This is a genomic window from Asanoa hainanensis, from assembly GCF_900188485.1.
Lineage (GTDB): Bacteria > Actinomycetota > Actinomycetes > Mycobacteriales > Micromonosporaceae > Asanoa > Asanoa hainanensis.
The window spans coordinates 513,161-535,934 of the sequence record NZ_FZPH01000001.1 but is presented as its reverse complement, the minus strand read 5'-3'; the positions used below and the strand labels follow the sequence as shown (position 1 = coordinate 535,934).

Here is a 22,774-nt window from a genome sequence, read left to right as displayed (position 1 = left end):
ATGGCGTCGCCGACGAAGTGGTTACGTGCGAACGCGCAGCACTACCTGCTGCGGGACGCCCAGGCCCGGGTGGCCCGGGCGCACGGGGTGGCACCGCCGCCGATCCGCGGGTCGCTCTTCTGGTCCCGGATCTTCGTACCCGTCTACCGGCTCCTGCCATGGTCGCTGCGCCGCACGGTGATGACGGCCATGCCCGGCAGCCACCGCAAGCAATGGCCGCGGCCGACCCGACCCGAGGGTCCCGCGGTCTGAAACCCAGTTCGAGCACCCCAACCAGTTCGAGGAGGCCACCGTGCCGAAGACCGTCACCACCGAACTGCCGGCCGAGGGCGAGCGACTGTACAACGCGGAAGAGAAGGTGTTCCCCGACATCCAGGCCGAGCCCGGGCAGAAGGCGTTCATCTTCATCCACACCGTGCCGTACGAAGGCTCCGTCGCCCTGGTCAACCTGCTCACCTCGACCCGCCTCGTCCGCAAGGGCTTCGACGTCAACATCGTCCTGTATGGACCGGGCGTGCTGCTCGCCTCCGGCACCCGCGGCTACCCCGGCGTCGGCCAGGAGGCGTTCCCGGGCCACCTGGCGATCAACAACCAGATCAAGACGCTGCTCAAGGAAGGCGCGACGATCTACGCGTGCCGGTTCGCGATGGGCGCGCTGTACGGGTTCCGCGAGGACGACCTGATCCCGGGCATCACCCCGTTCAACCCGCTCGACGTGCTGGACTCGGCGCTCACGGCCTGGAAGGAAGGCGCCTTCCAGATGAACACCTGGACCGTTTGATGGCCCAGCCCGACAAGGTCCGCGGGCGGGTGGTCGACGCGCACAGCCACATCGGTGCGATGCAGGCCTGGAAGTTCTACGACCTCAAGGAGCCGGTCAAGCCGACCGTGTACGAGTTCGCGGACGGCCGGGACTACCTGCGGCACCTCGACGGCGTGGGCGTGGAGCGCGGGCTCGTGCTGCCCAACTACGGCATCCCCGTGCAGGACCAGGCGTTCTCGCTCAACCCGCTGGTCATCGACACGGTGGCGGCGAACGACCGGCTCGTCGGCGGCCTGTGGGTGTCGATCCTGCCGCAGAACAAGGAGCGGACCCTCGAGACGCTCAAGCACGCGGGCGAGCCCGGGATCGTCGCGCTGAAGACCACGTTCCTGCTCGGCGGCAACCCCGACCCCAACACGTGGGACGACGACACCCGCGAACTCGCCGAGGCGTGCTTCGCCGCGGCCGAGCGGCACGACCTGGTGTTCCACTTCCACACCAGTGCCGGCGGCGCGTCGGACATCAACAACTTCATCCCGCTGGTCGAGCAGTATGGCAAGCGCATCAAGATCTACCTGGTGCACTTCGGTGGCGGCGTGAGCGGGCACATCAAGCTGGTGCCGCGGTTCCTGGACTGGGTCGAGCAGGGCTACCGGGTCTACTGCGACACCACCTGGACCATCGGATTCGGGGCACGCTGGCTGATGACCGAGATCGAGAAGCGCGGTGTCGGCGCGGATCGGGTGCTGTTCGCCTCGGACGAGCCCTGGAGCGACTTCTGGGGCGAGTACTGGAAGATCCAGGGCGCGCCGGTCAGCGACGAGCTCAAGCAGCGGATCCTGTACCGCAACTACGAGGAGCTCTACGGCTCATAGGGACTGGTAGATCGCGACGTGGCGGGCGGCGGAGGCCGCCCAGGTGAACGACGGCACCACCGCCCGCCCGCCTTCCACCAACGTCTTGCGCAGCGTGGCGTCGGTCATGACCCGTTCCAGGGCGTCCGCGAGGGCGTACGGGTCGCCGGGCGTCGGCAGCAGCGCGTCCCGCTCGTCGACCAGGAACTCGCGGAACACCGGCAGGCGGCTGGCGACCACCGGCAGGTCCGCCGCGAGCGCTTCGAGCACGGCCAGGCCGAAGCCCTCGTTGAGGGAGGGGAAGGCGAGCGCGTCGGCGCCGCGGTACCAGGCGGCCACCTCCTCGTCCGCGAGCGTGCCCAGCCGGACGACGTCGATGCCCAGTGCGGACACCATCCCCATCGCCTCCCGCTCGTACTGCCCGTAGTCGCGGAACGAGTGGCCGCCGATGACGGCCAGCACCGGGTGCCGGCCCCGGTCGCGCAGGATGTCCAGCGCCTCGAACAGCGTCTTCGTGCCCTTGCGCGGCTCCACGCCACCGACGGTCAGGAACACGAAGCGGTCGTCGGCGCCGAGGGTGGCGCGCAGCGCGGCCGCACGTTGCGGCTCGATCGGGAGGAAGCGGGCCGGGTCGACTCCATTGCGGACGATCCGCGCGGTGATGCCGTACTCCTCGTGCAGCTGGCGCCGCCAGTAGTCGCTGACGACGAGGACGTGGTCGGGCTCGACGATCGCCTTGCGCTGGCAGTCGATCAGGGCCTGGGTGGTGAAGTCGTCAACGTGGTGGACGGTCCGCACGACTGTCACCGCGGCTCCGGCGTCCCGCACTCGGGCTGCGGCGCGGGCCGAGATGCAGTCCTGCGAGTGCAGCACGTCGAACCGGTCCGCGACCGCGGCCAGGCCGGTGGTGAGCGAGTCGATGGACGCGAAGACCTTCTCCTCGAGCGACGTCGTGTCCGTCGGTGCCGGGAAGAGCGTGAACGGCACGGTCGTCGGGCGGAAGAACTGCTCGCCGGGGGTGCCAAGGCCGAAGACGTGGACGTCGACCCCGGCTGCCGCGAGCGCCTCGGCGACAGCCAGGGTGTGTACGACGCCGCCGCGCGGGCGGGTGGAATAGGTGAGCAGGCCGACTCTCATAGCTGTGCCCCCGCGATGCTGGCGTCGCGCTTGACGATCGCGGCGGCGGTCAGCGCGGCCCGGGCCGCCGTCTCGGTCACGATGCAGCCGGCCTCGACGAGGGTGCGCACCTGGTCGTCGTAGCCCTGCGGATCCGCCTCGGTGCCGAGGACGTACACGACGACCTGTGGCCCGTGGAGGTCGGCGCACGCGGAGGCGAGCTGGCCCGCCGGGTCCGGGTGGGAGCCGTGGCCCAGCACGACGTCCAGCAGCACCACCGCGACGTCTGGATCGTCGCGCAGGTCGCGCAGCAGGCCGATCCGGGTCTCCGGGTCGATCATCGGGTGCGGCCGGCCACGGGTGTACTCCTCTTCGCCGAGGTCCAGGCAGACGCTGGCGTGCGGTGGGGCGGGGAGCCCGTACCCCTTGTCGATCGGGGTGTTCGACCAGACCGGGCCGATCGTGCGGCCGAGCAGCACCAATGCCTCGTAGCAGAGGGTGCCGCCCGAGTAGAGGCCGCGGACCGTGGTGCGCTCCGGCGCGAGGCGGGCGATGACGTCGCCGAGGTCGGGGCCGTGCCGGCGGGTGGGGTCCGGTGGCGTCTTCCCCAGTCGGCTGAGGGCGGCGGTGACGCCGCCTTCGATCGTGCCGTCGGCCAGGCCGATGAGCGCGGTGACAACGGGCTTGCCCGCATCAGCCAGGATCCGGCGCGCCACCGACTCGGCGGGCGGCTTGGACACCAGGAGAATCACCTCGGTGTCCGGGTCGTCGGACAGGACCTTCATCGCCTGTGCGGCCATCCGTCCGCCGACGGCCTCGGAGAGATCGCGCCCGCCCAACCCGATGACCTGGGAGACTCCCGAACCCCAGCGGTCCAGCAGGGCCATCGCCTCCTGGGCCCCGGTGCCGGCCGCGGCGATCACTCCGACCGGGCCGCGGCGCACCGCGTTGGAGAAGCCGAGGCCGACGCCGCCGAGCACTGCCGTGCCGGCGCCCGGACCCATCAGGAGGCGGCCACGACTGACGGCGTGGTCCTTGAGCGCGATCTCCTGCTCGACCGGGACGTTGTCGCTGAACAGCAGCACGTCCAGGCCGCGGGCGAGCGCTTTGTGGGCTTCGAGGGCGGCATAGTCACCGGGTACGGAGATCACGGCCACTGTGGACTCGGGCTGCGCGCGCAGCGCGTCGTCCAGCGATCGGGGCACGGCCGTCTCGTCGCGTGCCGGGCCCCCGCGTCTCTCGAACAGCGTGCGGTGCGCCGCGTCCAGCGCCGTCTCCGCGCTGGTGTCGTCGGTGGCCCGAACGGCCAGCACCAGGTCGCCGGCGCCGGCCCCGGCGGGGTCGAACCCCTGCTCCCGGAGACTCTCGACGGTGGCGGTGGTCGCCATGGCCACCGCCGCCCACTCGACGCCGGCGACGTCGCGCATCGAGCGGGTGCCGGCGAGTTGGACGACCGAGTCGACGTACACGTCGGGCAGGATCCTGATCGCTTTGGTCACGCGGCACCCCGTCCCGCCATGCCCCGCACGATCCGGGTCGCGCGGCCCGGGTCACCGGACAGGGCGCTCGGCACCAGCCAGGGGCGGGTGATGACGGCGCAGCCGCCGCCCGCGTCGAGGAACCGCAACGCGGCCCGGACCTTCGGACCCATGCTGCCCTCGGGGAACTGGCCGTCGCGCAGATGGCCGCGCATCTCGTCGGCGCCGACCGTGGTGATCGCCCGCTCCCGGGGAGTGCCGAAGTCCAGCATCACGGTGTCGACGTCGGTCACGAGCACGAGGGCCGTGGCGCCGACGGCGGTCGCGAGCAGCGCCGCCGCGAGGTCCTTGTCGATCACGGCCTCGACGGCGACGAGGTGGTCGCCGTCGGCGGCGACCGGCACGCCACCGCCACCGGCCGCGACCACGACGAAGCCCTCGTCGAGCAGCTTGCGGATCGCGTCGATCTCCACGATCTCCAGTGGCGGGGGCGACGCGACCACCCGCCGGTGGCCTCGCCCGGCATCGTCCGCCGTGGTCCAGCCCGGGTGTCGCGCGGTGTCCTCGGCGGACAGGAACGGGCCGATCGGCTTGGTGGGTCGGGTGAACGCCGGATCGGCGGCGTCGACCCGGACGTGCGAGACCAGGGTGACCGCGTCGGGTGGCCGGCCGCCCGAGACCTCGCGCAGGGCCAGGCAGAACAGGCTGCCCAACTGGCCCTGGGTCATCGCGACCAGGGTGGGCAGGGGGAGCGCCGGCACCGCGGGCTCCCCGGCCTCGTGCTGGATCGCCAGGTTGCCGACCTGCGGTCCGTTGCCGTGTGCGACGACGACCCGCCAACCGCCGAGCCGCAGCCGGTGCACGGCCTGCGCCATCGCGGTGGCGTTGGACGCCAGTTCCCGCTGCGTGCCACGCTGTCCGGCACGGGTGAACGCGTTTCCTCCGAGCGCGACAACCGCTGTCCTTTGCACTGGGCTTCCTTCCCGCAACGGTGCGAGGGCGCCGGTGCATGTCTAGGATCCGACGTGCGAAGCTGACGATAGTGAACGCCGCTAGCTGTGCCAAGAGCCCTGCGAAGGTCGGTGAGGCGAATGTCCGGACCCGTGCCCGCTGAGCACGCCGCTTTCGCGCGGAGACTGCGCGCCGCCGAGGATCGGCTCTATCCACTGGCGATGGTCGACACCGACCTCTACGAGCGTGCGGTGCGGCTGGTCGGGCGGCTGGCCGGCCGGCTCGCGGAGACGTGCACCAACCTGGACGAGCTCGCGGCCGCGGAGGCTTCGGTGCGTGGCTGGCTGGACGACGGGGACGTCACGGGCGGCGTACCTGTGGCTGGGCTGGATCCCGACATGGTGGTCTCGGCGGCGCTGGCCGCGCGGTTCCGGGCCCTGCTGGGCGAGCAGGCGGCGGCGCTGCGGGCGCGGGCCCTGGACCGGGCGCGGGCCGCCGGGTTGGCCTGGGCCGTGCTGGAGCAGCCCGACGCGGCGGCGTGGCGGGGTGCGTCGGCGCGGTGGGTGGAGGCGCACGTCCACAGCGGAACGGTCCTCGTCAGGTCGGTGGTCGCCGACCCGGACAGCGGTGCGCCGCTGTACCGGATCGAGGTGTACCCGGGCGTCGGTGACTTCCGGGTGGCGGAGTTCGACGACCGGGCCACCTGGGAGTCGACGGTGGAGGATGAACGCCGGTCGGTCGAATCGGAAAGTTGATGAGCCTACTATCTTCGTAGACGCTCCCCGTGGTATCACAGATCGAGGTGACACTCCCCGGGAGGTTCCAGACATGACGTCGACAGCGAGCCCCACCCGGATCTCCGAGGCCGCGAGCGCGCTGATCCTCGACGTCCAGGCCCGCGGCCTGCGGGTCGAAGCCCAGATCGAACAGCGCTCCGGCGGCGCCGGCCCCACCGACTGCGGGATGCTGTGGATCGAGGGCTACCCGGTCACCGCGCCCACCGGCCCGGTCGCCGCCGCGTCGCCCTATGTGCTGCGGCCCGAGGACGACGGCTACGGCATCTACCGAGACGGCTCGCGGCTGGCCTCGGCCACGACGCAGCGCCGCCCCCGCTACTACGACCTCACCACCGCCGACGGGGTGCCGTACTGGCACATCGCCCTGCTGCATCTCGACTCGGTGGCGAGCACGGTCGTGCAGCACTGCGCCTACTGGGGCAACGCCGACCAGTGCACGTTCTGCGGCATCGGCCTGTCGTTGGAGTCCGGCCGCACGATCGCCCGCAAGACCCCCGAGCAGCTCGCCGAGGTCGCCGTCGCGGCCCGCGACCTGGACGGCGCGGTCGACGCCACGCTGACCACCGGCAGCACCCGGTCCGTCGACCGCGGAGCGTTGTACGTCGGCCGTTGCGGCGAGGCGGTCAAGCGGGCCAGCGGGCTGCCGGTCGAGGTGCAGTTCGAGCCGCCCGACGACCTCGACGTCATCGACCAGGTGGCAGCCATGGGCATCGACTCGGTGGGCATCCACGTCGAGACGTTCGACCCCGCCGTGCTGGCCCGCGTCGCGCCGGGCAAGGCCCGCACGGGCATCGAGGGCTACTTCACCGCGTGGGAGCGGGCGGTCGCGGCGTTCGGCGAGGGGCAGGTCTCCACGTACGTCATCCTGGGCATGGGCGAGGACCCGGAGCTCACGGTCGAGGGCTGCCAACGGGCGATCGACCTGGGCGTCTACCCGTTCGTCGTGCCGTTGCGGCCGGTGTCGGGGAGCCTGATGGGCGAGTGGAAACCGCCGTCGCAGGCGTACACGCGGCCGATCTATTCGAAGGTCCTCGCCTATCTGTCGGACCGCCGGATGACCACGGCGACCGCGAAGGCTGGCTGCGCCCGCTGCCAGGCCTGCTCAGGGCTCAGCTCGATGGAGCCGCTGCTGCAAATCGGCCGCCGACCCGCCTCCTGACCGTGCCGCGCCAGGCCGAACGCCTCCGCATCGGGTGCCGGGTGGCCACCTCGGCCGCGGACCTGGCCGCGCACCACGCCGTCCGGCACCGCGTCTTCGTGGCGGAACAGCACATCTTCGCGGGCTCGGACCGCGACGCCCACGACGCCCGCCCTTCCACGATCCCCGTGATCGGCGACGTCGACGGCACGATCGGCGGATCGGTGCGGCTGTTCCCCCTCGACGCCGCGGGCCGCCGCTGGCAGGGCGATCGACTCGCGGTGCTTCCGGAGTTCCGCGCGTACGGCCTGGGCGCACCCCTGGTCCGCTTCGCGGTCGACACGGCGGGCGCCCGAGGGGGCTCGGTCATGGTGGCCCACATCCAACTCGCCAACGTGCGCTTCTTCGAACGGCTGGGCTGGCACCGGGACGGCGACCTCGAAACCTACGCGGGCCTACCGCACCAACCCATGGCCATCGACCTGGGCCGCGGTCCCCGCTAGGTCAGCGGACCCGGAACTGGCCGCCGCAGGTCGGGCAGGTCCAGGGCTCGTCGGGGTCGCGACTGGTGGGGGACAGCGCGGCGTCGTCGCGGGGGCATCGAGGGCCTCGGCCGGTCTTCTTCCGCTTGCTCATGGCACCACGATAGGGCGGTCGGCGGATCGTCGGATCGTCCATGCAACAAGTAAGAAACCCCATGTGGGCGAGCATGTCGGGACCTATACCGTCGCACCGGAACACGTCAGGTGCATGAACGGCCCGCAGCACATGGAGCAAAGTGTTGAGCGACGAGATACGCCCCCGGCCGGTGGGCGCCGTCGTCCGGAACTCGGACGCCGGTGTCGAGCTGACCGTGACCTGGCACGGCGAGATCGTCCTTGACCGGATCCCGCTCGGCTTCGCCGTCAACGGCAACGAAGTTGGGGTGAATGCCGAGCTCGTCCGGGTTTCTGAGCGGACGGTCAGTGATCGGTTCCGGCTTCGCTCGGGCAAATCGGTGGGATCCCACGCGTACGAGCACCACGAGAGCACGCACACCTTCCGCACCGGCGACGGGCTCGAGTGGCAGGTCGTCGTGCGTACCGCGCGGGACGGGGTGGCGTTCCGCTACGTCCTGCCGAAGCTCGACGGCACCGCCCGGATCACCGGCGACCGGACCGCGATCACGCTTCCCGCGCGGTCCCGGAACTGGGTCCTCGACTACCAGACCTGGTACGAGACACCCCGGTTCGGCGTCGACACGACCGACCTGGCCCCCGGTGCGTACGGCTTCCCGTTCCTGAGCCGCTTGGACAACACAGCGCACATCCTGGTCACCGAGTCGGGCATCGACGGCCGGTTCGCCGGCGCCCACGTCGTCGCCGGCGACCCGGAGCCGGGCGGCGGCCGGACCCTGCGCTTCACCCTGGCCGACGACAGCGTCGAGGTCGCCCGCGGCGAGGTCACCCCGTGGCGCGTCATCCTCGTCGGCACCCTGCCCGAGCTCGTGGAGTCGCTGCTGGTCGACGAGCTGGCGCCGCCGGTCTCACCGGAGCTGGCCGACGCGACCTGGGTCCGGCCGGGGCGCGCCGCCTGGTCGTGGTGGTCCGACTTCTACTCGGGCGCGCGGCTCGACAAGCAGAAGCACTTCGTCGACGTCGCCGCCGACCTCGGGTGGGAGCACCTGCTCATCGACTGCGGATGGGAGGAGACCTGGGTTCCCGAGATCGTCGCGTACGCGAGCCGCCGCGGCATCCAGGTGCACCTCTGGACCATCTGGCGCGACCTCAACACCCCCGAGGACCTCCGCAAGTTAGCGCTGTGGCGCTCCTGGGGCGTGGCCGGGATCAAGGTCGACTTCATGGAGTCCGAGTCGAAGGACCGCTACCGCTGGTACGACTCGGTGCTCACGGAGACCGCCCGGCTCGGCCTCATGGTGAACTTCCACGGCTCGGTCATCCCGCGCGGCTGGGCCCGGACCTTCCCGCAGGTCATCGGGTACGAGGCGATCCGCGGCGCCGAGTACTACGTGTTCTTCGCGGACCAGGCGCTGACCGCCGCGCACAACGTGATCCAGCCGTTCACCCGCAACATCGTCGGTGGCATGGACGCCACCCCGGTCGCGTTCGGCGCACCGAACCGCACGACCAGCGACGGCCACGAGCTCGGACTCTCGGTGGCGTTCGAGGCCGGGATCACCCATTTCGCGGACCATGTCGACGCGTACGCGGATCGACCGCTCGCCGCGCGCTTCCTGGCGGAACTGGCACCGGCCTGGGACGAGACGGCCCTGCTGGCCGGTGACCCCGACAGCCACGCGGTCATCGCCCGCCGGGCCGGCGACCGCTGGTTCGTGGGCTGTATCGCGACCGGCGAGGCCCGGACGATCGAGGTGCCGCTGGAGCGGCTAGGCGTGGGGCCGGACGCCCAGGTGTGGATCGTCGGCGACGACGCGACCGGGCTCGCCGAGCGGACCGTCACCGCCGAGGACGTTTTCACCGTCGAGGTGGCCCGCGACGGCGGCTTCGTCGCGATCGTGGCACCGGCCGGCACCGAGGTGTTCCGGGCCGAGCCCCGGCCGACGCACCCCGCGCCGGTCGTGCACCCGGCGGTCGCCGAGCTCGGCCCGGACGGCACCGCAAGCCTGACAACCGACCCGGGCGCCCGGCTGCGGCTGCCCCTCGGCTGGTCGGCCGACCGGGTCGGCGAGACCGGCTGGCTCGTCCGCCCCGACTCGTCCCTGCGGCCCGGGCAGCTCGGTGTCGTCACCGTCGAGCGGGACGGCGACGGCGTCGTCCCCGTGGTCGCCCACGCGCGGATCGTGTACCCGCTGACACCGGGCGCGTACGCGCTGTCGGACCTGCCGATGCTCTCCTTCGCCAACGCCGACGGCCCGGTCGAGCGCGACCAGTCCAACGGCGGCGGCAACCCCCGCGACGGGCAGCGGATGCGCGTCGCGGGCCAGGAGTTCGAGCGTGGCCTCGGCACCGCCCCGGCCTCCGAGGCCACGTTCCACCTCGGCGGCCGCGCCGAGACGTTCGCCGGCGCGGTCGGCGTCGACGACGAGTCGACCGGCCGGGCCCGGGTCAGCGTGCTCGCCGACGGGCACGAGATCTTCGCCGCCGACGTCGAGGCGGGCAAGCCCGTCACGCCGTTCAGCCTCCCGGTCCACGGCATGCGGACGCTCAGCCTGCGTGGCGCGACCGACGACCCCGGCGTCCACGTCGACTGGGTCGACACCACCGTCCACGTCTGAAATCCCCCACCCCATCATCAGAGGAGCACCATGAAACGTAGGTGGATCGCCGCCACGGCCCTGGCCGCGGCGGTCACCCTGCTCAGCGCCTGCTCGGGACAGTCCGACGGGGCGTCCGGTGAGAAGGTCACCCTCACGTACGCGAACTGGAGCGAGGACCAGACGCCGGCGATGCAGCAGATCGCCGACGAGTTCCAGAAGGCCAACCCCGACATCACCATCAAGGTGCAGACGCTGCCGTGGACCGAGTACTGGACGACGCTCCAGGTCGGCGCCGCCGGCGGCACCGCGCCGGACGCGTTCTGGATGCTCGCCGACCACTTCCGCGAGTACGCCAAGGGCGGCCAGCTGGTCGACATGTCGGACACGGTGAAGGCGAACAACATCGACCTGAGCGTGTACCCGAAGGCGGTCTCGGACTCGTACACGTACGACGGGAAGCTCTTCGCCCTGCCGAAGGACTTCGACACCAACGGCATCTGGTACAACAAGGCGCTGTTCGACGCCGCCGGCGTCAAGTATCCCGACGACACCTGGACCTGGCAGGACGCGCAGGACGCGGCGAAGAAGCTGACCGACCCGGCCAAGGGCGTGTTCGGCATCGCGGCGCCGATCGACGCGCAGGGCGGCTTCTACAACACGATCCTGCAGGCCGGCGGCTCGATCATCAACGCCGACGGCACCGCGTCCGACTTCGGCAGCCCGGCGGGCGTCGAGGGCCTGAAGTTCTGGACCGACCTCCAGGCCGCCAAGGCGTCTCCGACGCTGGAGCAGCTCTCGGACACCGAGGCCGTCTCCATGTTCGAGAACCAGAAGGTCGCCATGTACTTCTCGGGTGCGTACTGGGCGCTGCGGTTCCACAACAACGCGGCGTTGAAGGGCAAGGTCGACGTCGCGCCGCTGCCGCAGGGTGTCAAGCGGGCCACCGTCACCAGCGGCATCGGCAACGCGGGCTACGCCGGCAGCAAGCACCCGGAGCAGCTCAAGAAGTTCCTCGCCTTCCTCGGCGGTTCGAAGGCGGCCGAGATCCAGGCGGCCACCGGCACGGTGCTTCCCGCGTACAAGGGCACGCAGCAGCCGTGGCTCGACTCGATGCCGGAGTACAAGCTCCAGGTCTTCATCGACGCCACCGACTACAGCGTGCCGCTGCCGGTCGCGGGCAACGCGTCCGAGTGGCAGGGGCTCGCCACGCAGTACCTCGGTCCCGCGTGGAGCGGGAAGAAGCCCGTGGCGGACGCGGCCAAGGAGTACCAGACCGCCGTCGACCAGGTGCTCGCCAAGAAATGACGTCCTCGGCAACGAAGCTTCCGCGGCGGCCGTCCGGCCGCCGCGGGGGCGTTTCCGCTCCCAACGGGTGGTGGGCGCTGGCCTTCATCGCCCCGGCCACGATCGGCCTGCTGGCGCTCTACGTGTGGCCGTTCCTGCGGACCGTGGTCGACAGCTTCCAGGACGTGCCGGCGTTCGGGCCGGCGACCTGGGTCGGCACCGACAACTACACGGCGCTGCTCCACGACCCGGAGTTCTGGCAGGCGTTCCGCAACTCGGCGCTCTACACCGCGATCGTGCTGCTCGGAGTTCCGATCGCCATCGCGCTGGCCGCGCTGATCGAGCAGGTCGGGCGGGGACGCGCGATCTACCGCGTGCTGTTCTTCCTGCCCGTGGTCACCCTGCCCGTCGCCATCGGCATGGTCTGGCGCTTCATCTACAACGGCGACTTCGGGCTCCTCAACACCGTGCTGTCCTGGGTCGGCGTCGACGGCCAGTACTGGGTGGCCGACCCGCGGTTCACGATCTACGCGTTCGGCGTGGTCGGCATCTGGATGGGCCTCGGCATCAACCTCATCATCCTGGGCGCGGGCCTGACGGCCATTCCGAAGGCCGTGTACGAAGCGTCCGCATTGGACGGTGCCGGCCGGGTGCGGCAGTTCTTCCGGATCACCGTGCCGCTGCTGAGCCCCAGCATCTTCTTCGTCACCGTGCTCAGCGTCATCGGCGCGCTGCAGATGTTCGACCTGAACTTCATCATGCTGCGCGGGGTGAACAACACGGCGCTGGCCGACTCGAAGACCATCGTCTACCTGTTCTACGAGAAGGCGTTCGTCCAGTTCCACCAGGGCTACGGCGCCGCCATCGCGGTCGTGCTCCTGCTCGTCATCATGATCGCGACGGCGCTCCAGTTCCGTCTGCAGAGATCCTGGGTCTTCTATGACTGAGTCCACCCTCCGGCGCGGGCCCCGGCGGGCCAGGCGCTGGCACCTGCACCTGATCCTCGCCGCCGCGGCCGCCTTCATGGTGGTGCCGTTCGCCTGGCAGCTCCTCACCGTGTTCAAGTCGACCGCCGAGGTGACCAGGATCCCGCCGACGATCCTGCCGCACGGTTGGAGCCTGCACGCGTTCGAGACGTTCTTCGACACGGTGCCGTTCTGGTCGATGTTCGCGGTCTCCGCCGGCGCGCTCGTGCTGCGGGTCGGCGGGCAGGTCGTCGTCGCCGCGCTCGCCGGGTACGCGTTCGCGCGCATCCCGTTCCGCGGCCGCGGCCTGCTGCACGGCCTGTTCCTGGCCATGCTGATGGTGCCGAGCCAGCTCTTCCTGATCGGCCAGTACGGCCTGATCCGGGATCTGGAGCTGCTCGACACGCTGCCGGCGCTGGCCATTCCCGGCCTGTTCTCGGCGTTCGGCACGTTCCTGATGCGGCAGGCGTTCCTGAGCATGCCCGACGACTACGAGGAGGCGGCCCGGCTCGACGGCGCCAACCCGTTCCAGGTCTTCTGGCACATCATGCTGCCGATGGCCCGGCCGACCGTCGCCGCCCTCGCCGTGCTCACCGGGCTCTACTCCTGGAACGACCTGCTCTGGCCCCTGATCGTCTCGCCGTCGGGGGAGAACCGCCCGCTGTCGGTGGGTCTCGCCGGACTGCAGGGCCAGTTCGGCACCGACTACCCCACGCTGATGGCGGGCGCGTTCGTGTGCTCGATCCCGCTGATCACCGTGTTCCTCGTTCTGCAACGTCAGTTCTTCGCGGGTATCGCGGGAAGTGGGATCAAGGGATGACAGACACGATCCATCTGCGGGCGGGCGGCACCAGCCTGGTCGTCGCCGTCGACGGCGGCCGGCTGCCCCGCATCCTGCACTGGGGGCCAGACCTCGGCGAGGTCGGGTCCGCCGCGCTGGACGACCTGCGGGTGGCGGCGCTGCCCGCCATCGGGGACAGCGCGGTCACCTACCCGCAGCCGGTGCCGGTGCTGCCGCAGCTCGCCGAGGGTTGGCTCGGCCGGCCCGGGCTGGTCGGGGACAGTGACGGGCGCCGCTGGGCGCCGAAGTTCCGCGACGCGACCGCGCGGGTCGACGACACGGCCGACGGGCCGGTGCTGGTCAGCTTGGCGCACGACCCCGAGTACGGCCTGGAGCTGGAGCTTTCGCTGCAGGTGCTCGCGGCGAGCGGGCTCGTGCGCCAGCGGGCCGTGGTCACGAACGCGGCTGGGGCGCCGTACCGGATCGGCGCTCTCGAACTGGCCCTTCCCGTGCCGTCGGAGGCGACCGAGATCCTCGACCTGACCGGCCGCTGGGCGCTCGAGCGGGTGCCGCAGCGCCGGCCGTTCCACGTGGGGGAGTGGGCGCGGACCTCGCGCGGCGGCAAGCCCGGGCTGGAGCACACGCTGCTGCTGGCCGCAGGCGAGGCGGGTTTCGGCTTCCGGCACGGGCTCGTCTGGGCGACCCACCTCGCGTGGAGCGGCAACCAGGTGCTCGCCGCGGAGCGGATGCCGGCGGGCACGCGGCACCTGACCGCGGGCGAGGTGCTGCTGCCGTCCGAGGTGGTGCTCGGGCCGGGCGAGGCCTACCGCAGCCCGTGGCAGTACGGGTCGTGGGGAGTCGGCCTGGACGAGCTCGCCGGGCGGTTCCACCGCCACCTGCGGCAGACTTCTCGCTCTCCTCGGCCCGTCGTGCTCAACACCTGGGAGGCGGTCTACTTCGACCACGACCTCGACACCTTGGCCGCCCTGGCCGAGCGGGGCGCGGAGGTCGGTGCCGAGCGGTTCGTGCTGGACGACGGCTGGTTCCTCGGACGGCGCGACGACACCACGTCCCTGGGCGACTGGACGGTCGACCCGGCCGTGTGGCCCAACGGACTGGAGCCGCTCGTCGCCCGGGTGCGCGAGCTCGGCATGGACTTCGGGCTCTGGTTCGAGCCCGAGATGGTCAACCTCGACTCCGATCTGGCGCGCGAGCATCCAGAGTGGATATTCGACGCGGGACACGGTGCCGGCCTGCCGTCGCGGCACCAGCACGTGCTCGACCTCGGGCACCCTGGCGCGTACGCCCACGTGTTCGAGCGGACGAGCGAGCTGGTCGGTGCGCTGGGCATCGCGTACATCAAGTGGGACCACAACCGGTATCTGCTCGACGCCGGCCACACCCCCGACGGCCGGCCGGGAGTACGGGTCCAGGTCGAGCAGGCGTACCGGATGATGGCGGAGCTCAAGGCGGCCCACCCGGGGCTGGAGATCGAGTCGTGCGCCAGCGGTGGCGGGCGGATCGACCTCGGCGTGCTCGAGTTCACCGACCGGGTCTGGCCCAGCGACTGCAACGACCCGCACGAGCGCCTGGAGATCCAGCGGTGGACCGGGCTGTTGGTGCCGCCGGAGCTGCAGGGCACCCACCTCGGTGCGGAGGAGTCGCACACCACGCACCGGACGCATCCGCTCGACTACCGGGCCGAGAAGGCGCTGTGGGGACACCTGGGCGTCGAGGTCAACCTGCTCACGGCCGACGAGGAGACGCGGGCCGCGATCGCGCGGTGGGTCGCCTTCCACAAGCGGCACCGGGCGCTGCTGCACTCGGGCGACGTGGTCCATGCCGACCTGCCCGACGCGGCGTTGCGCCTCGAAGGCGTCGTCGCGGCGGACCGGGCGGAGGCGCTCTACGCCTTCAGCGTCGTCGAGCGGCCGTCGACCTGGCCGCCGGGGCGGATTCGCCTGCCGGGATTGGACGATCTCCGGACGTACGCCGTCTCCGCCGTCCATCCGGGGTCCGCGCCCGCGGCCGACGCAGTGCTGCCGCCGTGGCAGCGTGCCGGCGTGGTCCTGCCCGGGCGGGTGTTGCGGCTCGTCGGCATCGAGGCGCCATCGCTGGACGTCGACCGGTCCGTGCTGTTGCACGTCGTGGCCCGCTAGCTAGCCCTTCGCGCGGTTGCGGTATTCGCTCGGGCTGGCCTCGTGCATCCGCTTGAAGTGCCGCGAGAAGTAGAACGGGTCCGGATAGCCGACCTCGCGGGCGATGGTGGCGACGGTCGCGTCGGTCGTGTCGAGGAGGTTGCGGGCCTGGGCCATCCGGAGGGCGGTGTGGTGTGCGAGCACACCGCCCCCGGTGGCGCGGCGGAACAGCGCGCTGAGGTGGGACGGCGAGACCCCGACCAGCGACGCCAGGTCGGCCACCCGGACGGTGCTCGCCAACCGCTCGGCGAGATAGGCCATCGCGCGCTGCAGCGGATCACCCGGCAACGGCATGGCGCGGTCGACCACGATCTGCGTCAGCAGTTTCCAGGCGGCTCCGGCCGCGCCGGTCAGGCTCGCCGGCGAGTGGTCCCGTTCCAGGGTGGTCACGATCTCGTCGAGCATGGCGACCGCGCGGTCGAGCCGCCGGATCGGCACCACCGGCCGGATCGCGCTGGCACCGATCTCCTCGATCAGTTCGGGTAGGTCGGTGCCGCGCAGGTGACACCACCAGATTGTCCAGGGGTTGGTCGCCGAGGCGCCGTACGCGTGTGGCGTGCCGCTGGGCACCACCAGCGCCATGCCGGCGCCGACCCGGTGTTGCGTGCCGGCGATGTTGGCCCAGCCGGTGCCCGCCGCGCAGACGATGAGCACGGTCTCCTCGATGCCGGAAGGGCGTTCCATCAGGTGATCCGCGGCGGCCGGGTAGTAGCCGGTGTCGGTCACCAGCAGGCGCCGGGTCACCGGGCGGGCAGCGGTCTCGACGACGACCCGGCGTGGGACGACCGTCAGTCGCTGGTTGCGGAAGCCCTCCTGGATCGGCATCGGCCTAGTATTCGCAAACGGCATCGGATTGTCCAGGTGGAGGCGAGCATCAGCCATTGCCCACGCGGGCGGTCGCCGGTTGACTGGCCGCGTGGGAAACATGTTGTCGGGAAAGGTCGCCGTGGTGACCGGCGCGGCCGGCGGGATCGGCGCCGCGGTGGTCGAGCGGTTTGTGGCCGAGGGCGCGCGGGTGATCGCGGTGGACGTGGCCGACCAGCTCCCCGACCGGGCCGGTGTCCTGACGATCACCGGTGACGTCGCCGAGGCCGCGATCTGGCGGCGGGTCGCCGACACGGCGCGCGCCGAGTTCGGGCGGCTGGACGTGGTGCACAGCAACGCGAGCGTCACCGTCCGGGCGCCGGCCCACGAGCTGTCCGAGCGCGACTGGGACCGGCAGATCGCGGTCAACCTCAAAGCGACCTACCTGGCCGTCCACGAGTGCGTCGGGCTCCTGCGCGAGGCCGGGGGCGCCGTTGTGTTGAGCTCCTCGGTGCACGCGGTGGTCGGCCTGCCCGGTCACCCCGCCTATGCCGCGGCCAAGGGCGGCCTGGTGGCGCTCGGCCGCCAGCTGGCGGTGGAGTACGGCCCGCACGTCCGGGTCAACACCGTCCTACCCGGACCGATCCTCACCTCCGCCTGGGACGACGTCAGCGAGGCCGACCGCGTTCGCAGCGTCGCCGCCACCGCGGCCGGCCGGTTCGGCCGGCCTTCCGAGGTCGCCGCCGCGGTCACGTTCCTGGCCAGCGACGAGAGCTCGTACATCACCGGCGCCTGCCTCGTCGTCGACGGCGGCTGGACCGCTATGAAGGACTCCGCATGACGCCGGACCACGGCGCCGCCGGCCGGATCGTCCGCGTCGAGACGTTCGTCGTGCCGCCGCGCTGGCTGTTCTGCCGGATCGAGACCGACCAGGGCGTCGTCGGCTGGGGCGAGCCCATCGTGGAGGGCCGCGCCGAGGCGGTCCGCGCGACCGTCGAGGTGCTGGCCGAGTACCTGGTCGGCCAGGACCCGCTGCGCATCGAGGACCACTGGCAGGTCCTCGCCAAGGGCGGCTTCTATCGCGGCGGTCCGGTGCTGTCCAGCGCGCTGGCCGGCCTCGACCAGGCGTTGTGGGACATCGCGGGCAAGGCCTACGGCGTACCGGTCCACGCGCTGCTCGGTGGCCCGGTCCGCGACCGGGTCCGGATGTACGCCTGGGTCGGCGGCGACGAGCCGAGCGCGTTGGCCGAGAACATCGCGGCGCGGCTCGACGAGGGCTTCACCGCGGTCAAGATGAACGCCACCGGCCGCATGCCCGCGCTGGCGACCGTCGCCGACGTGGCCGGCGTGGTGGACCGGGTCGCGCTGGCCCGGGAGGTGCTCGGCCCGCACCGCGACGTCGCGGTCGACTTCCACGGCCGCGTCGGCGCGGCGGACGCCCGGCGGATCCTGCCGCTCATCGCCCCGTACCAGCCGATGTTCGTGGAAGAGCCTGTCCTGCCCGACCGGCCCCACCTGCTGCGCGACGTCGTGACCGCCAGCACGGTCCCGGTCGCGACGGGCGAGCGGCTCTACTCGCGGTGGGACTTCCGGCCCGCGCTGGAGGCCGGGGTGGCCGTGGTGCAGCCCGACCTGTCGCACGCCGGCGGCATTTCGGAGACCCGCCGGATCGCCGCCCTCGCGGAGGTGTGGGACGCCCAGCTCGCCCCGCACTGCCCGCTCGGCCCGATCGCCCTCGCCGCCAGCCTCCAGGTCGCCTTCGCGACGCCGAACTTCCTGATCCAGGAGCACTCGATCGGCATCCACTACAACGAGGGCGCCGACCTGCTCGACTACGTGGCCGACACGAGCGTGTTCGCGTTCAATGACGGGTACGCCGCCCGGCCGATCGGGCCCGGGCTGGGCGTCGCGATCGACGAGGCCGCGGTGCGGCGGGCGTCCCAGGCGGGACACGCGTGGCGCAACCCGGTCTGGCGGCACGACGACGGTGGGTTCGCCGAATGGTGACGGTCCCCTTGGTCGCGCGCTTCGACCTGGGCCAGGGCGGTCGCTGGACCTCCCTGGCCGGCGGCGGCCGTGAGTGGTTGTGGTTTCGCGACGATCCCGCGCGGTCCACGGTCGGGCCGGGGTCGGCCTTCGTGGACGCCGGTGGCCTCGAAGAGTGCGTACCCACGGTCCGCGGGCTGCCCGACCACGGCGACGCGTGGAGCCGTCCGTGGACCGGCTCCGCGGCCTGCGGCACGGTGAGCTGTCTTGGCTTCGAGCTGTCGCGCGCCGTCACCGACGAGGCCGGTGCGGTCGTGGCCACCTACCGGCTGTCCGCCGACCCGGGGTTCCGGTTCGTGTGGGCGGGGCACGCCCTGCTCGACCTCAGCGAGCGGGCCCGGATCGTCGCACCGCACGGGACCCCCGCCCGCCTGTATCCCGAGGCGGCGCCACTGCTGCGTGGCGGCTGGCCGGGTGCGGCCCCCTATCTCGACGGCTCCTGGCCTGCGCCGCACGGGCTGGAGCTCGACCGGCTCGGCCCCGACGACGGCACCGCCGTGGGCGTGGTGCTGTGCTGCGCCGGGGCACGGGTGGTGGACGGTCCCGACGTGCTCTCCCTGCGGGTGGAGGCTCCGGCGGGCGTGCCGGTCGCCACCGCGCTGTGGCGGAACCTCGGCGGCTTCCCCACGGGGGCGCCGTATCGCAGCGTCGGCGTCGAACCGATGCTCGGCACCGTCTTCGACCTCGCGGAAGCGGGCCCCGGCGACGCGGCGGTGGTCCCGCCGTCGGGCGAACTGAGCTGGCGGCTCGTGCTGGCCGCGGAACGGATGGACTGATGGCTTTCCTCTCCACGTTGGCGGCCCGGCGTCTGCTGGCGATCGTGCGTGGTCCGGACGCGCGCGCGGCCACGCGTACCGTGCTGACCTTGTTCGAAGAGGGCGTCGACCTGGTCGAGGTCTCCCTGGTGACACGGGACGCGCTGACGGTGCTCCGCGAGGCACGCGCTGCTCTCGGACCGGAGGTGCACCTCGGTGCCGGCACGGTGGTCACCGCCGACGACGCCCGGGCCGCGGCCGACGCCGGCGCTTCCTTCCTCGTCACTCCGGCGGTGAGCGCGGGGGTGTCGGCCGGGCGCGCTCTGGGCCTGCCGGTGCTGGCCGGCGCGCTCACCCCGACCGAGGTGGTGGCCGCGCTCGGCGCCGGAGCCACCGCCATCAAGCTGTTTCCCGCGTCGCTCGGCGGCGTGCGTCACCTGCGCGCGCTGCGCGACCCGTTCCCGGAGGTGCCGTTCGTGCCGGTCGGTGGGGTCGGCGTGGCGGAGGCGACCGACTACCTGGCGGCCGGTGCGGTGGCCGTCGGGGTGGGCTCGCCGCTGGTGGGCGATGCCGCCGCCGGTGGGAGCATCGACGACCTGCGGACCCGGATCCGGGCCTTCCGGGAGGCCCTGTGATCGACGTCGCCACCTTCGGCGAGACGATGGCCGCGCTGCGGGCCGACGGCCCGATCCGCCTGGGCGGGACGATGCGCCTCTCGGTCGCGGGCGCCGAGTCCAACGTCGCGATCGGCCTGGCCCGGCTGGGCCACCGGGTCCGCTGGACCGGCCTGGTCGGACGCGACGAGCCGGGCGAGCTCGTGCTGCGTACCCTGCGCGCGGAGGGGGTCGACGTCACGCACGCCCGGGTCGACTCGCGGGGACCGACGGGTCTGTTGCTGTTCGAGCGCCGGATCGGCGACGTCGTCCGGGTCACCTATCACCGGGCCGGCTCCGCGGCCTCGTACCTGTCGAGCGGGGACGTCTTGCCCGCACTCGACCCACCGCCCAGGCTGCTGCACGTCACGGGCATCACCCCGGCCCTCGGACCCGCGCCCGCGTCGGCTGTGGCGGCAGCGGCCCGCTCGGGTGTTCGCGTGTGCCTCGACGTCAACTACCGAAGCCGCCTCTGGGACCGCGACCAAGCGGCGGCGGCCCTGCGCCCGCTGGTCCCGTCGCTGTCGGTGGTCGTCGCGTCCGACGACGAGCTGGACCTGATCGCGCCGCCCACGGCCACGACGGAAGCCGACCGGGTGGCCGCCCTGCTCGACGCGGGAGTGACCGAGGTGGTCGTCAAACGCGGCGCGGCCGGCGCGACCGGCCACACCACGCGGGAGACCGTCCACACCCCGGCCAGGCGGGTCCGCGTCGTCGATGTGGTGGGAGCCGGGGACGCCTTCGTCGCCGGCTACCTGTCGGGCCTGCTGGACGACCTGGACCTGACGGGCCGCCTGGACCGCGCGGTCACCACGGGAGCGTTCGCCGTCGCCTCACCCGGCGACTGGGAAGGCCTGCCGACCCGGTCGGAGCTCGACCTGCTCGACACGGGCCCGGAGTCCACACTGCGCTGATGTTCGTGATCATCATCATCGGTCGGGGGCCGGGCCGGAACGCGAGACGGGCTTAACATGAGCGAGTGGATCATCATGATCCACTCCCGCCGATACCCCTCGGTGAGTCCCTCTCGAACGGAGACGTTCATGCGCAGACCTTCCAGTCTGGCAATGCTCGGCGTCGCGATGTCCGGCACGCTGCTCGCGGCCGTCGCCGCCTCACCGGCCGCCGCTGCGCCGGCCGACACCCCGCCGCCGCACATCGTGGTCGCCGACGGCATGACGCAGCCGGTCTTCTCGTTCGCCGACGCGATCGAGGAGCGGGTCTACGTCCAGACCCCGGTGGACACCGACCACGACGGCCAGCTCGACCGGGTCGCGATCGACATCTCGCGCCCCGCCGAGACCGCCACCCAGGGCTTCAAGGTCCCCGTGATCTTCGAGCAGAGCCCGTACCGCAAGGACACCTGGGACGACGTCCCGTACCCGAGCGTGCTGGTGGACGACCTGCCGCAGAACGGCTTGTCCGGCCACTCGGCGCTGCAGCGCGCGGCCGCGGGCCCGACCCCGAACCCGAACGCCGCGGCCAAGGCCAACCTGCCCGGCTCGCTCGACGACTACTACGTGCCCCGCGGCTACGCCGTGGTGCTCGGCCAGAGCGTCGGCACCGGCGACTCGGACGGCTGCCCGACCAGCGGTGACCAGGCCGAGACCCTCGGCACCAAGGCGGTCATCGACTGGCTGAACGGCCGGGCCAAGGCGTTCGACGCCGCGGGTGCGCCGGTCAAGGCCACCTGGACCACCGGCGCGGTCGGCATGACCGGCGTCTCCTACAACGGCACGCTGCCCAACCAGGTCGCCACGACCGGGGTCAAGGGCCTCAAGACGATCGTCCCGGTCTCCGCGATCAGCAGCTGGTACGACTACTACCGGGCCAACGGCCTCGTCGTCGCCCCGGGCACGTACCAGGGCGAGGACCTCGACATCCTGGCCCAGTACACCGCGGGTCAGGCGCGGGCCGAGGGCAAGTGCCTCGACGAGCTCGACGACATCACCCAGAAGCAGGACCGGGTCACCGGTGACTACTCCAAGTTCTGGGAGGACCGCGACTACCGCGACGCCAGCGACGTGAAGGCGAGCGTGTTCGTCGTACACGGTCTGAACGACTGGAACGTCAAGACCGAGAACTTCGCCGGCTGGTGGGACGAGCTCGCCAAGAAGGACGTCCCGCGCAAGATCTGGCTCCACCAGGGCGGCCACGGCGGCCCGGGCAACAGCGCGACCGTGACGCTGCCGAGCGGCCAGGCCTGGACGTACAAGCAGACCGAGAACCGCTGGTTCGACTTCTGGCTCTGGAACGTCCGCAACGGCATCATGGACGAGCCGACGGCCGTCGTGCAGCGCGAGGACCGCAACTACACGACGTACGCCAACTGGCCGGACAACGCGGCCAAGGAGGTGGCCGTCCGGTTCGCCGCGACCAGCTCGACCGGCACCGGCACGCTGACGACCGGCAAGGCGCCCAAGGGCAAGGTCGAGCAGAGCTTCGTCGACGAGGGCCGCACGATCGCGCCGCGCACGCTGGTGGCCGGTCCGGAAACGGCCAGCCCGAACCGGCTCGCGTACGTCTCGCCGGCGCTGACCCAGAACGTCCGGATCTCCGGCCGTCCGGAGATGCGCCTGCGGATGGCCATCGAGAACAAGCCGGACGCCAACCTGACGGCGTACCTGGTCGACTACGGCGTGGCCGGCTCGACCGCCGCGCCGGTCGTGGTGACCCGGGGCTGGATGGACCCGCAGAACCGCAAGAGCGCCTCGAAGACCGAGAAGCTCAAGCAGGGCAAGATGTACGACTTCAAGTGGACGATGGAGCCGAAGGACTACATCTTCCAGACGGGCCACCAGATCGGCGTGGTGGTCTTCTCCAGCGACCAGGACTACACCCTGCTCCCGCTGGGCGGCACCGAGCTGACGGTGGCACCGAACGACAGTGAGATCCGCCTGCCGGTCGTCGGCGGCAAGGCCGTCCTCGGCTTCTGACGCAAGGTTTTCACAAGGTCTGTAATCGATCGTCTGGG

22 protein-coding genes are annotated in these 22,774 nt (G+C 71.8%); 17 read left to right on the top strand and 5 right to left on the bottom strand.

Annotated elements, in window-relative coordinates:
- Genes CHC05_RS02515 through CHC05_RS02505 form a run of 3 tightly spaced genes read left to right on the top strand, consistent with a single transcriptional unit; the run spans position 1 to position 1,638 of the window.
- Positions 1-252: a hypothetical protein gene (locus CHC05_RS02515; RefSeq protein WP_089244169.1), complete on the top strand. Its 252-nt coding sequence runs from the start codon at positions 1-3 to the stop codon at positions 250-252.
- A 40-nt stretch (positions 253-292) separates the two neighbouring features.
- Positions 293-781 (top strand): MSMEG_0572/Sll0783 family nitrogen starvation response protein, encoded by a 489-nt coding sequence (locus CHC05_RS02510; protein ID WP_089244166.1) that lies wholly within the window; start codon positions 293-295, stop codon positions 779-781.
- Complete coding sequence (locus CHC05_RS02505; protein ID WP_089244164.1) at positions 781-1,638, top strand: amidohydrolase family protein; 858 nt, start codon at positions 781-783, stop codon at positions 1,636-1,638. The genes CHC05_RS02510 and CHC05_RS02505 overlap by 1 nt, the downstream gene beginning before the upstream one ends.
- On the opposite strand, the gene CHC05_RS02500 is transcribed toward CHC05_RS02505, so the two are convergent.
- From CHC05_RS02500 to CHC05_RS02490, 3 genes are read right to left on the bottom strand one after another with little or no spacing between them, the layout of a single operon-like run.
- Positions 1,633-2,754 carry an MSMEG_0565 family glycosyltransferase gene (locus CHC05_RS02500; RefSeq protein WP_089244162.1) on the bottom strand — a complete coding sequence of 374 codons (1,122 nt, stop codon included), beginning with the start codon at positions 2,752-2,754 and terminating at the stop codon, positions 1,633-1,635. The two genes, CHC05_RS02505 and CHC05_RS02500, sit on opposite strands and share 6 nt — an antisense overlap.
- Positions 2,751-4,232: an AllF/FdrA family protein gene (locus tag CHC05_RS02495; RefSeq protein ID WP_218824395.1), complete on the bottom strand. Its 1,482-nt coding sequence runs from the start codon at positions 4,230-4,232 to the stop codon at positions 2,751-2,753. The genes CHC05_RS02500 and CHC05_RS02495 overlap by 4 nt, the downstream gene beginning before the upstream one ends.
- Positions 4,229-5,182 (bottom strand): carbamate kinase, encoded by a 954-nt coding sequence (locus CHC05_RS02490; protein ID WP_089244160.1) that lies wholly within the window; start codon positions 5,180-5,182, stop codon positions 4,229-4,231. The genes CHC05_RS02495 and CHC05_RS02490 overlap by 4 nt, the downstream gene beginning before the upstream one ends.
- Before the next feature lie 120 nt (positions 5,183-5,302).
- Between CHC05_RS02490 and CHC05_RS02485 the strand changes: the two genes are divergently transcribed.
- From CHC05_RS02485 to CHC05_RS02475, 3 genes are all read left to right on the top strand, one after another.
- The gene (locus CHC05_RS02485; protein WP_089244158.1) at positions 5,303-5,917 is read left to right on the top strand and encodes a hypothetical protein; all 615 of its coding nucleotides are present in this window, start codon (positions 5,303-5,305) and stop codon (positions 5,915-5,917) included.
- A gap of 73 nt (positions 5,918-5,990) precedes the next feature.
- Positions 5,991-7,118, top strand: coding sequence for an MSMEG_0568 family radical SAM protein (locus CHC05_RS02480; RefSeq protein ID WP_089244156.1), 1,128 nt, complete (start codon positions 5,991-5,993; stop codon positions 7,116-7,118).
- Positions 7,119-7,120: 2 nt separating this feature from the next.
- Positions 7,121-7,600, top strand: a complete 480-nt coding sequence (locus tag CHC05_RS02475) for an MSMEG_0567/Sll0786 family nitrogen starvation N-acetyltransferase (protein ID WP_218824394.1) — start codon at positions 7,121-7,123, stop codon at positions 7,598-7,600.
- 1 nt (position 7,601) lies between these two features.
- Here CHC05_RS02475 and CHC05_RS42970 read toward each other — a convergent pair whose 3' ends face one another.
- A complete protein-coding gene (locus CHC05_RS42970) occupies positions 7,602-7,733 on the bottom strand; it encodes a hypothetical protein (RefSeq protein ID WP_281257636.1) in 132 nt (43 codons plus the stop codon).
- Between the two features lie 145 nt (positions 7,734-7,878).
- Between CHC05_RS42970 and CHC05_RS02470 the strand changes: the two genes are divergently transcribed.
- From CHC05_RS02470 to CHC05_RS02450, 5 genes are read left to right on the top strand one after another with little or no spacing between them, the layout of a single operon-like run.
- Positions 7,879-10,332 (top strand): glycoside hydrolase family 97 catalytic domain-containing protein, encoded by a 2,454-nt coding sequence (locus CHC05_RS02470; protein ID WP_179266018.1) that lies wholly within the window; start codon positions 7,879-7,881, stop codon positions 10,330-10,332.
- A 30-nt stretch (positions 10,333-10,362) separates the two neighbouring features.
- Positions 10,363-11,619: an ABC transporter substrate-binding protein gene (locus tag CHC05_RS02465; RefSeq protein ID WP_089244152.1), complete on the top strand. Its 1,257-nt coding sequence runs from the start codon at positions 10,363-10,365 to the stop codon at positions 11,617-11,619.
- Positions 11,616-12,545, top strand: a complete 930-nt coding sequence (locus CHC05_RS02460) for a carbohydrate ABC transporter permease (protein ID WP_089244150.1) — start codon at positions 11,616-11,618, stop codon at positions 12,543-12,545. Before CHC05_RS02465 ends, CHC05_RS02460 begins: the two co-directional genes overlap by 4 nt.
- Entirely contained in the window at positions 12,538-13,383 is an 846-nt protein-coding gene (locus CHC05_RS02455; protein ID WP_089244148.1) for a carbohydrate ABC transporter permease, read from the top strand. Before CHC05_RS02460 ends, CHC05_RS02455 begins: the two co-directional genes overlap by 8 nt.
- Entirely contained in the window at positions 13,380-15,503 is a 2,124-nt protein-coding gene (locus tag CHC05_RS02450; RefSeq protein WP_089244146.1) for an alpha-galactosidase, read from the top strand. Before CHC05_RS02455 ends, CHC05_RS02450 begins: the two co-directional genes overlap by 4 nt.
- Here the strand turns inward: CHC05_RS02450 and CHC05_RS02445 are convergent, their stop codons facing one another.
- On the bottom strand, positions 15,504-16,367 hold the full coding sequence (locus CHC05_RS02445; RefSeq protein ID WP_089244144.1) for an AraC family transcriptional regulator: 864 nt from the start codon (positions 16,365-16,367) through the stop codon (positions 15,504-15,506).
- A 100-nt stretch (positions 16,368-16,467) separates the two neighbouring features.
- Between CHC05_RS02445 and CHC05_RS02440 the strand changes: the two genes are divergently transcribed.
- The 6 genes from CHC05_RS02440 (at position 16,468) to CHC05_RS02415 (ending at position 22,736) form a co-directional block, all read left to right on the top strand.
- The gene (locus CHC05_RS02440; RefSeq protein WP_089244142.1) at positions 16,468-17,187 is read left to right on the top strand and encodes an SDR family NAD(P)-dependent oxidoreductase; all 720 of its coding nucleotides are present in this window, start codon (positions 16,468-16,470) and stop codon (positions 17,185-17,187) included.
- Positions 17,184-18,353 carry a galactonate dehydratase gene (gene dgoD, locus CHC05_RS02435; protein WP_089244140.1) on the top strand — a complete coding sequence of 390 codons (1,170 nt, stop codon included), beginning with the start codon at positions 17,184-17,186 and terminating at the stop codon, positions 18,351-18,353. The genes CHC05_RS02440 and dgoD overlap by 4 nt, the downstream gene beginning before the upstream one ends.
- A complete protein-coding gene (locus tag CHC05_RS02430; protein ID WP_089244138.1) occupies positions 18,347-19,168 on the top strand; it encodes a hypothetical protein in 822 nt (273 codons plus the stop codon). Before dgoD ends, CHC05_RS02430 begins: the two co-directional genes overlap by 7 nt.
- A complete protein-coding gene (locus CHC05_RS02425; protein WP_089244136.1) occupies positions 19,168-19,782 on the top strand; it encodes a bifunctional 4-hydroxy-2-oxoglutarate aldolase/2-dehydro-3-deoxy-phosphogluconate aldolase in 615 nt (204 codons plus the stop codon). Before CHC05_RS02430 ends, CHC05_RS02425 begins: the two co-directional genes overlap by 1 nt.
- The gene (locus CHC05_RS02420) at positions 19,779-20,714 is read left to right on the top strand and encodes a sugar kinase (RefSeq protein ID WP_089244134.1); all 936 of its coding nucleotides are present in this window, start codon (positions 19,779-19,781) and stop codon (positions 20,712-20,714) included. Before CHC05_RS02425 ends, CHC05_RS02420 begins: the two co-directional genes overlap by 4 nt.
- Positions 20,715-20,843: 129 nt before the next feature.
- The gene (locus CHC05_RS02415) at positions 20,844-22,736 is read left to right on the top strand and encodes a Xaa-Pro dipeptidyl-peptidase (RefSeq protein WP_089244132.1); all 1,893 of its coding nucleotides are present in this window, start codon (positions 20,844-20,846) and stop codon (positions 22,734-22,736) included.
- Positions 22,737-22,774: the final 38 nt, after the last annotated feature.

Coding starts and splice junctions, on each gene's coding strand:
- CHC05_RS02485 (WP_089244158.1), top strand. CDS start 5,303: ATGTCCGGACCCGTGCCCGCTGAGCACGCCGCTTTCGCGCGGAGACTG.
- CHC05_RS02455 (WP_089244148.1), top strand. CDS start 12,538: ATGACTGAGTCCACCCTCCGGCGCGGGCCCCGGCGGGCCAGGCGCTGG.
- CHC05_RS02465 (WP_089244152.1), top strand. CDS start 10,363: ATGAAACGTAGGTGGATCGCCGCCACGGCCCTGGCCGCGGCGGTCACC.
- CHC05_RS02440 (WP_089244142.1), top strand. CDS start 16,468: ATGTTGTCGGGAAAGGTCGCCGTGGTGACCGGCGCGGCCGGCGGGATC.
- CHC05_RS02505 (WP_089244164.1), top strand. CDS start 781: ATGGCCCAGCCCGACAAGGTCCGCGGGCGGGTGGTCGACGCGCACAGC.
- CHC05_RS02430 (WP_089244138.1), top strand. CDS start 18,347: ATGGTGACGGTCCCCTTGGTCGCGCGCTTCGACCTGGGCCAGGGCGGT.
- CHC05_RS02500 (WP_089244162.1), bottom strand. CDS start 2,754: ATGAGAGTCGGCCTGCTCACCTATTCCACCCGCCCGCGCGGCGGCGTC.
- CHC05_RS02515 (WP_089244169.1), top strand. CDS start 1: ATGGCGTCGCCGACGAAGTGGTTACGTGCGAACGCGCAGCACTACCTG.
- CHC05_RS42970 (WP_281257636.1), bottom strand. CDS start 7,733: ATGAGCAAGCGGAAGAAGACCGGCCGAGGCCCTCGATGCCCCCGCGAC.
- CHC05_RS02445 (WP_089244144.1), bottom strand. CDS start 16,367: ATGCCGATCCAGGAGGGCTTCCGCAACCAGCGACTGACGGTCGTCCCA.
- CHC05_RS02480 (WP_089244156.1), top strand. CDS start 5,991: ATGACGTCGACAGCGAGCCCCACCCGGATCTCCGAGGCCGCGAGCGCG.
- CHC05_RS02450 (WP_089244146.1), top strand. CDS start 13,380: ATGACAGACACGATCCATCTGCGGGCGGGCGGCACCAGCCTGGTCGTC.
- dgoD (WP_089244140.1), top strand. CDS start 17,184: ATGACGCCGGACCACGGCGCCGCCGGCCGGATCGTCCGCGTCGAGACG.
- CHC05_RS02415 (WP_089244132.1), top strand. CDS start 20,844: ATGCGCAGACCTTCCAGTCTGGCAATGCTCGGCGTCGCGATGTCCGGC.
- CHC05_RS02460 (WP_089244150.1), top strand. CDS start 11,616: ATGACGTCCTCGGCAACGAAGCTTCCGCGGCGGCCGTCCGGCCGCCGC.
- CHC05_RS02425 (WP_089244136.1), top strand. CDS start 19,168: ATGGCTTTCCTCTCCACGTTGGCGGCCCGGCGTCTGCTGGCGATCGTG.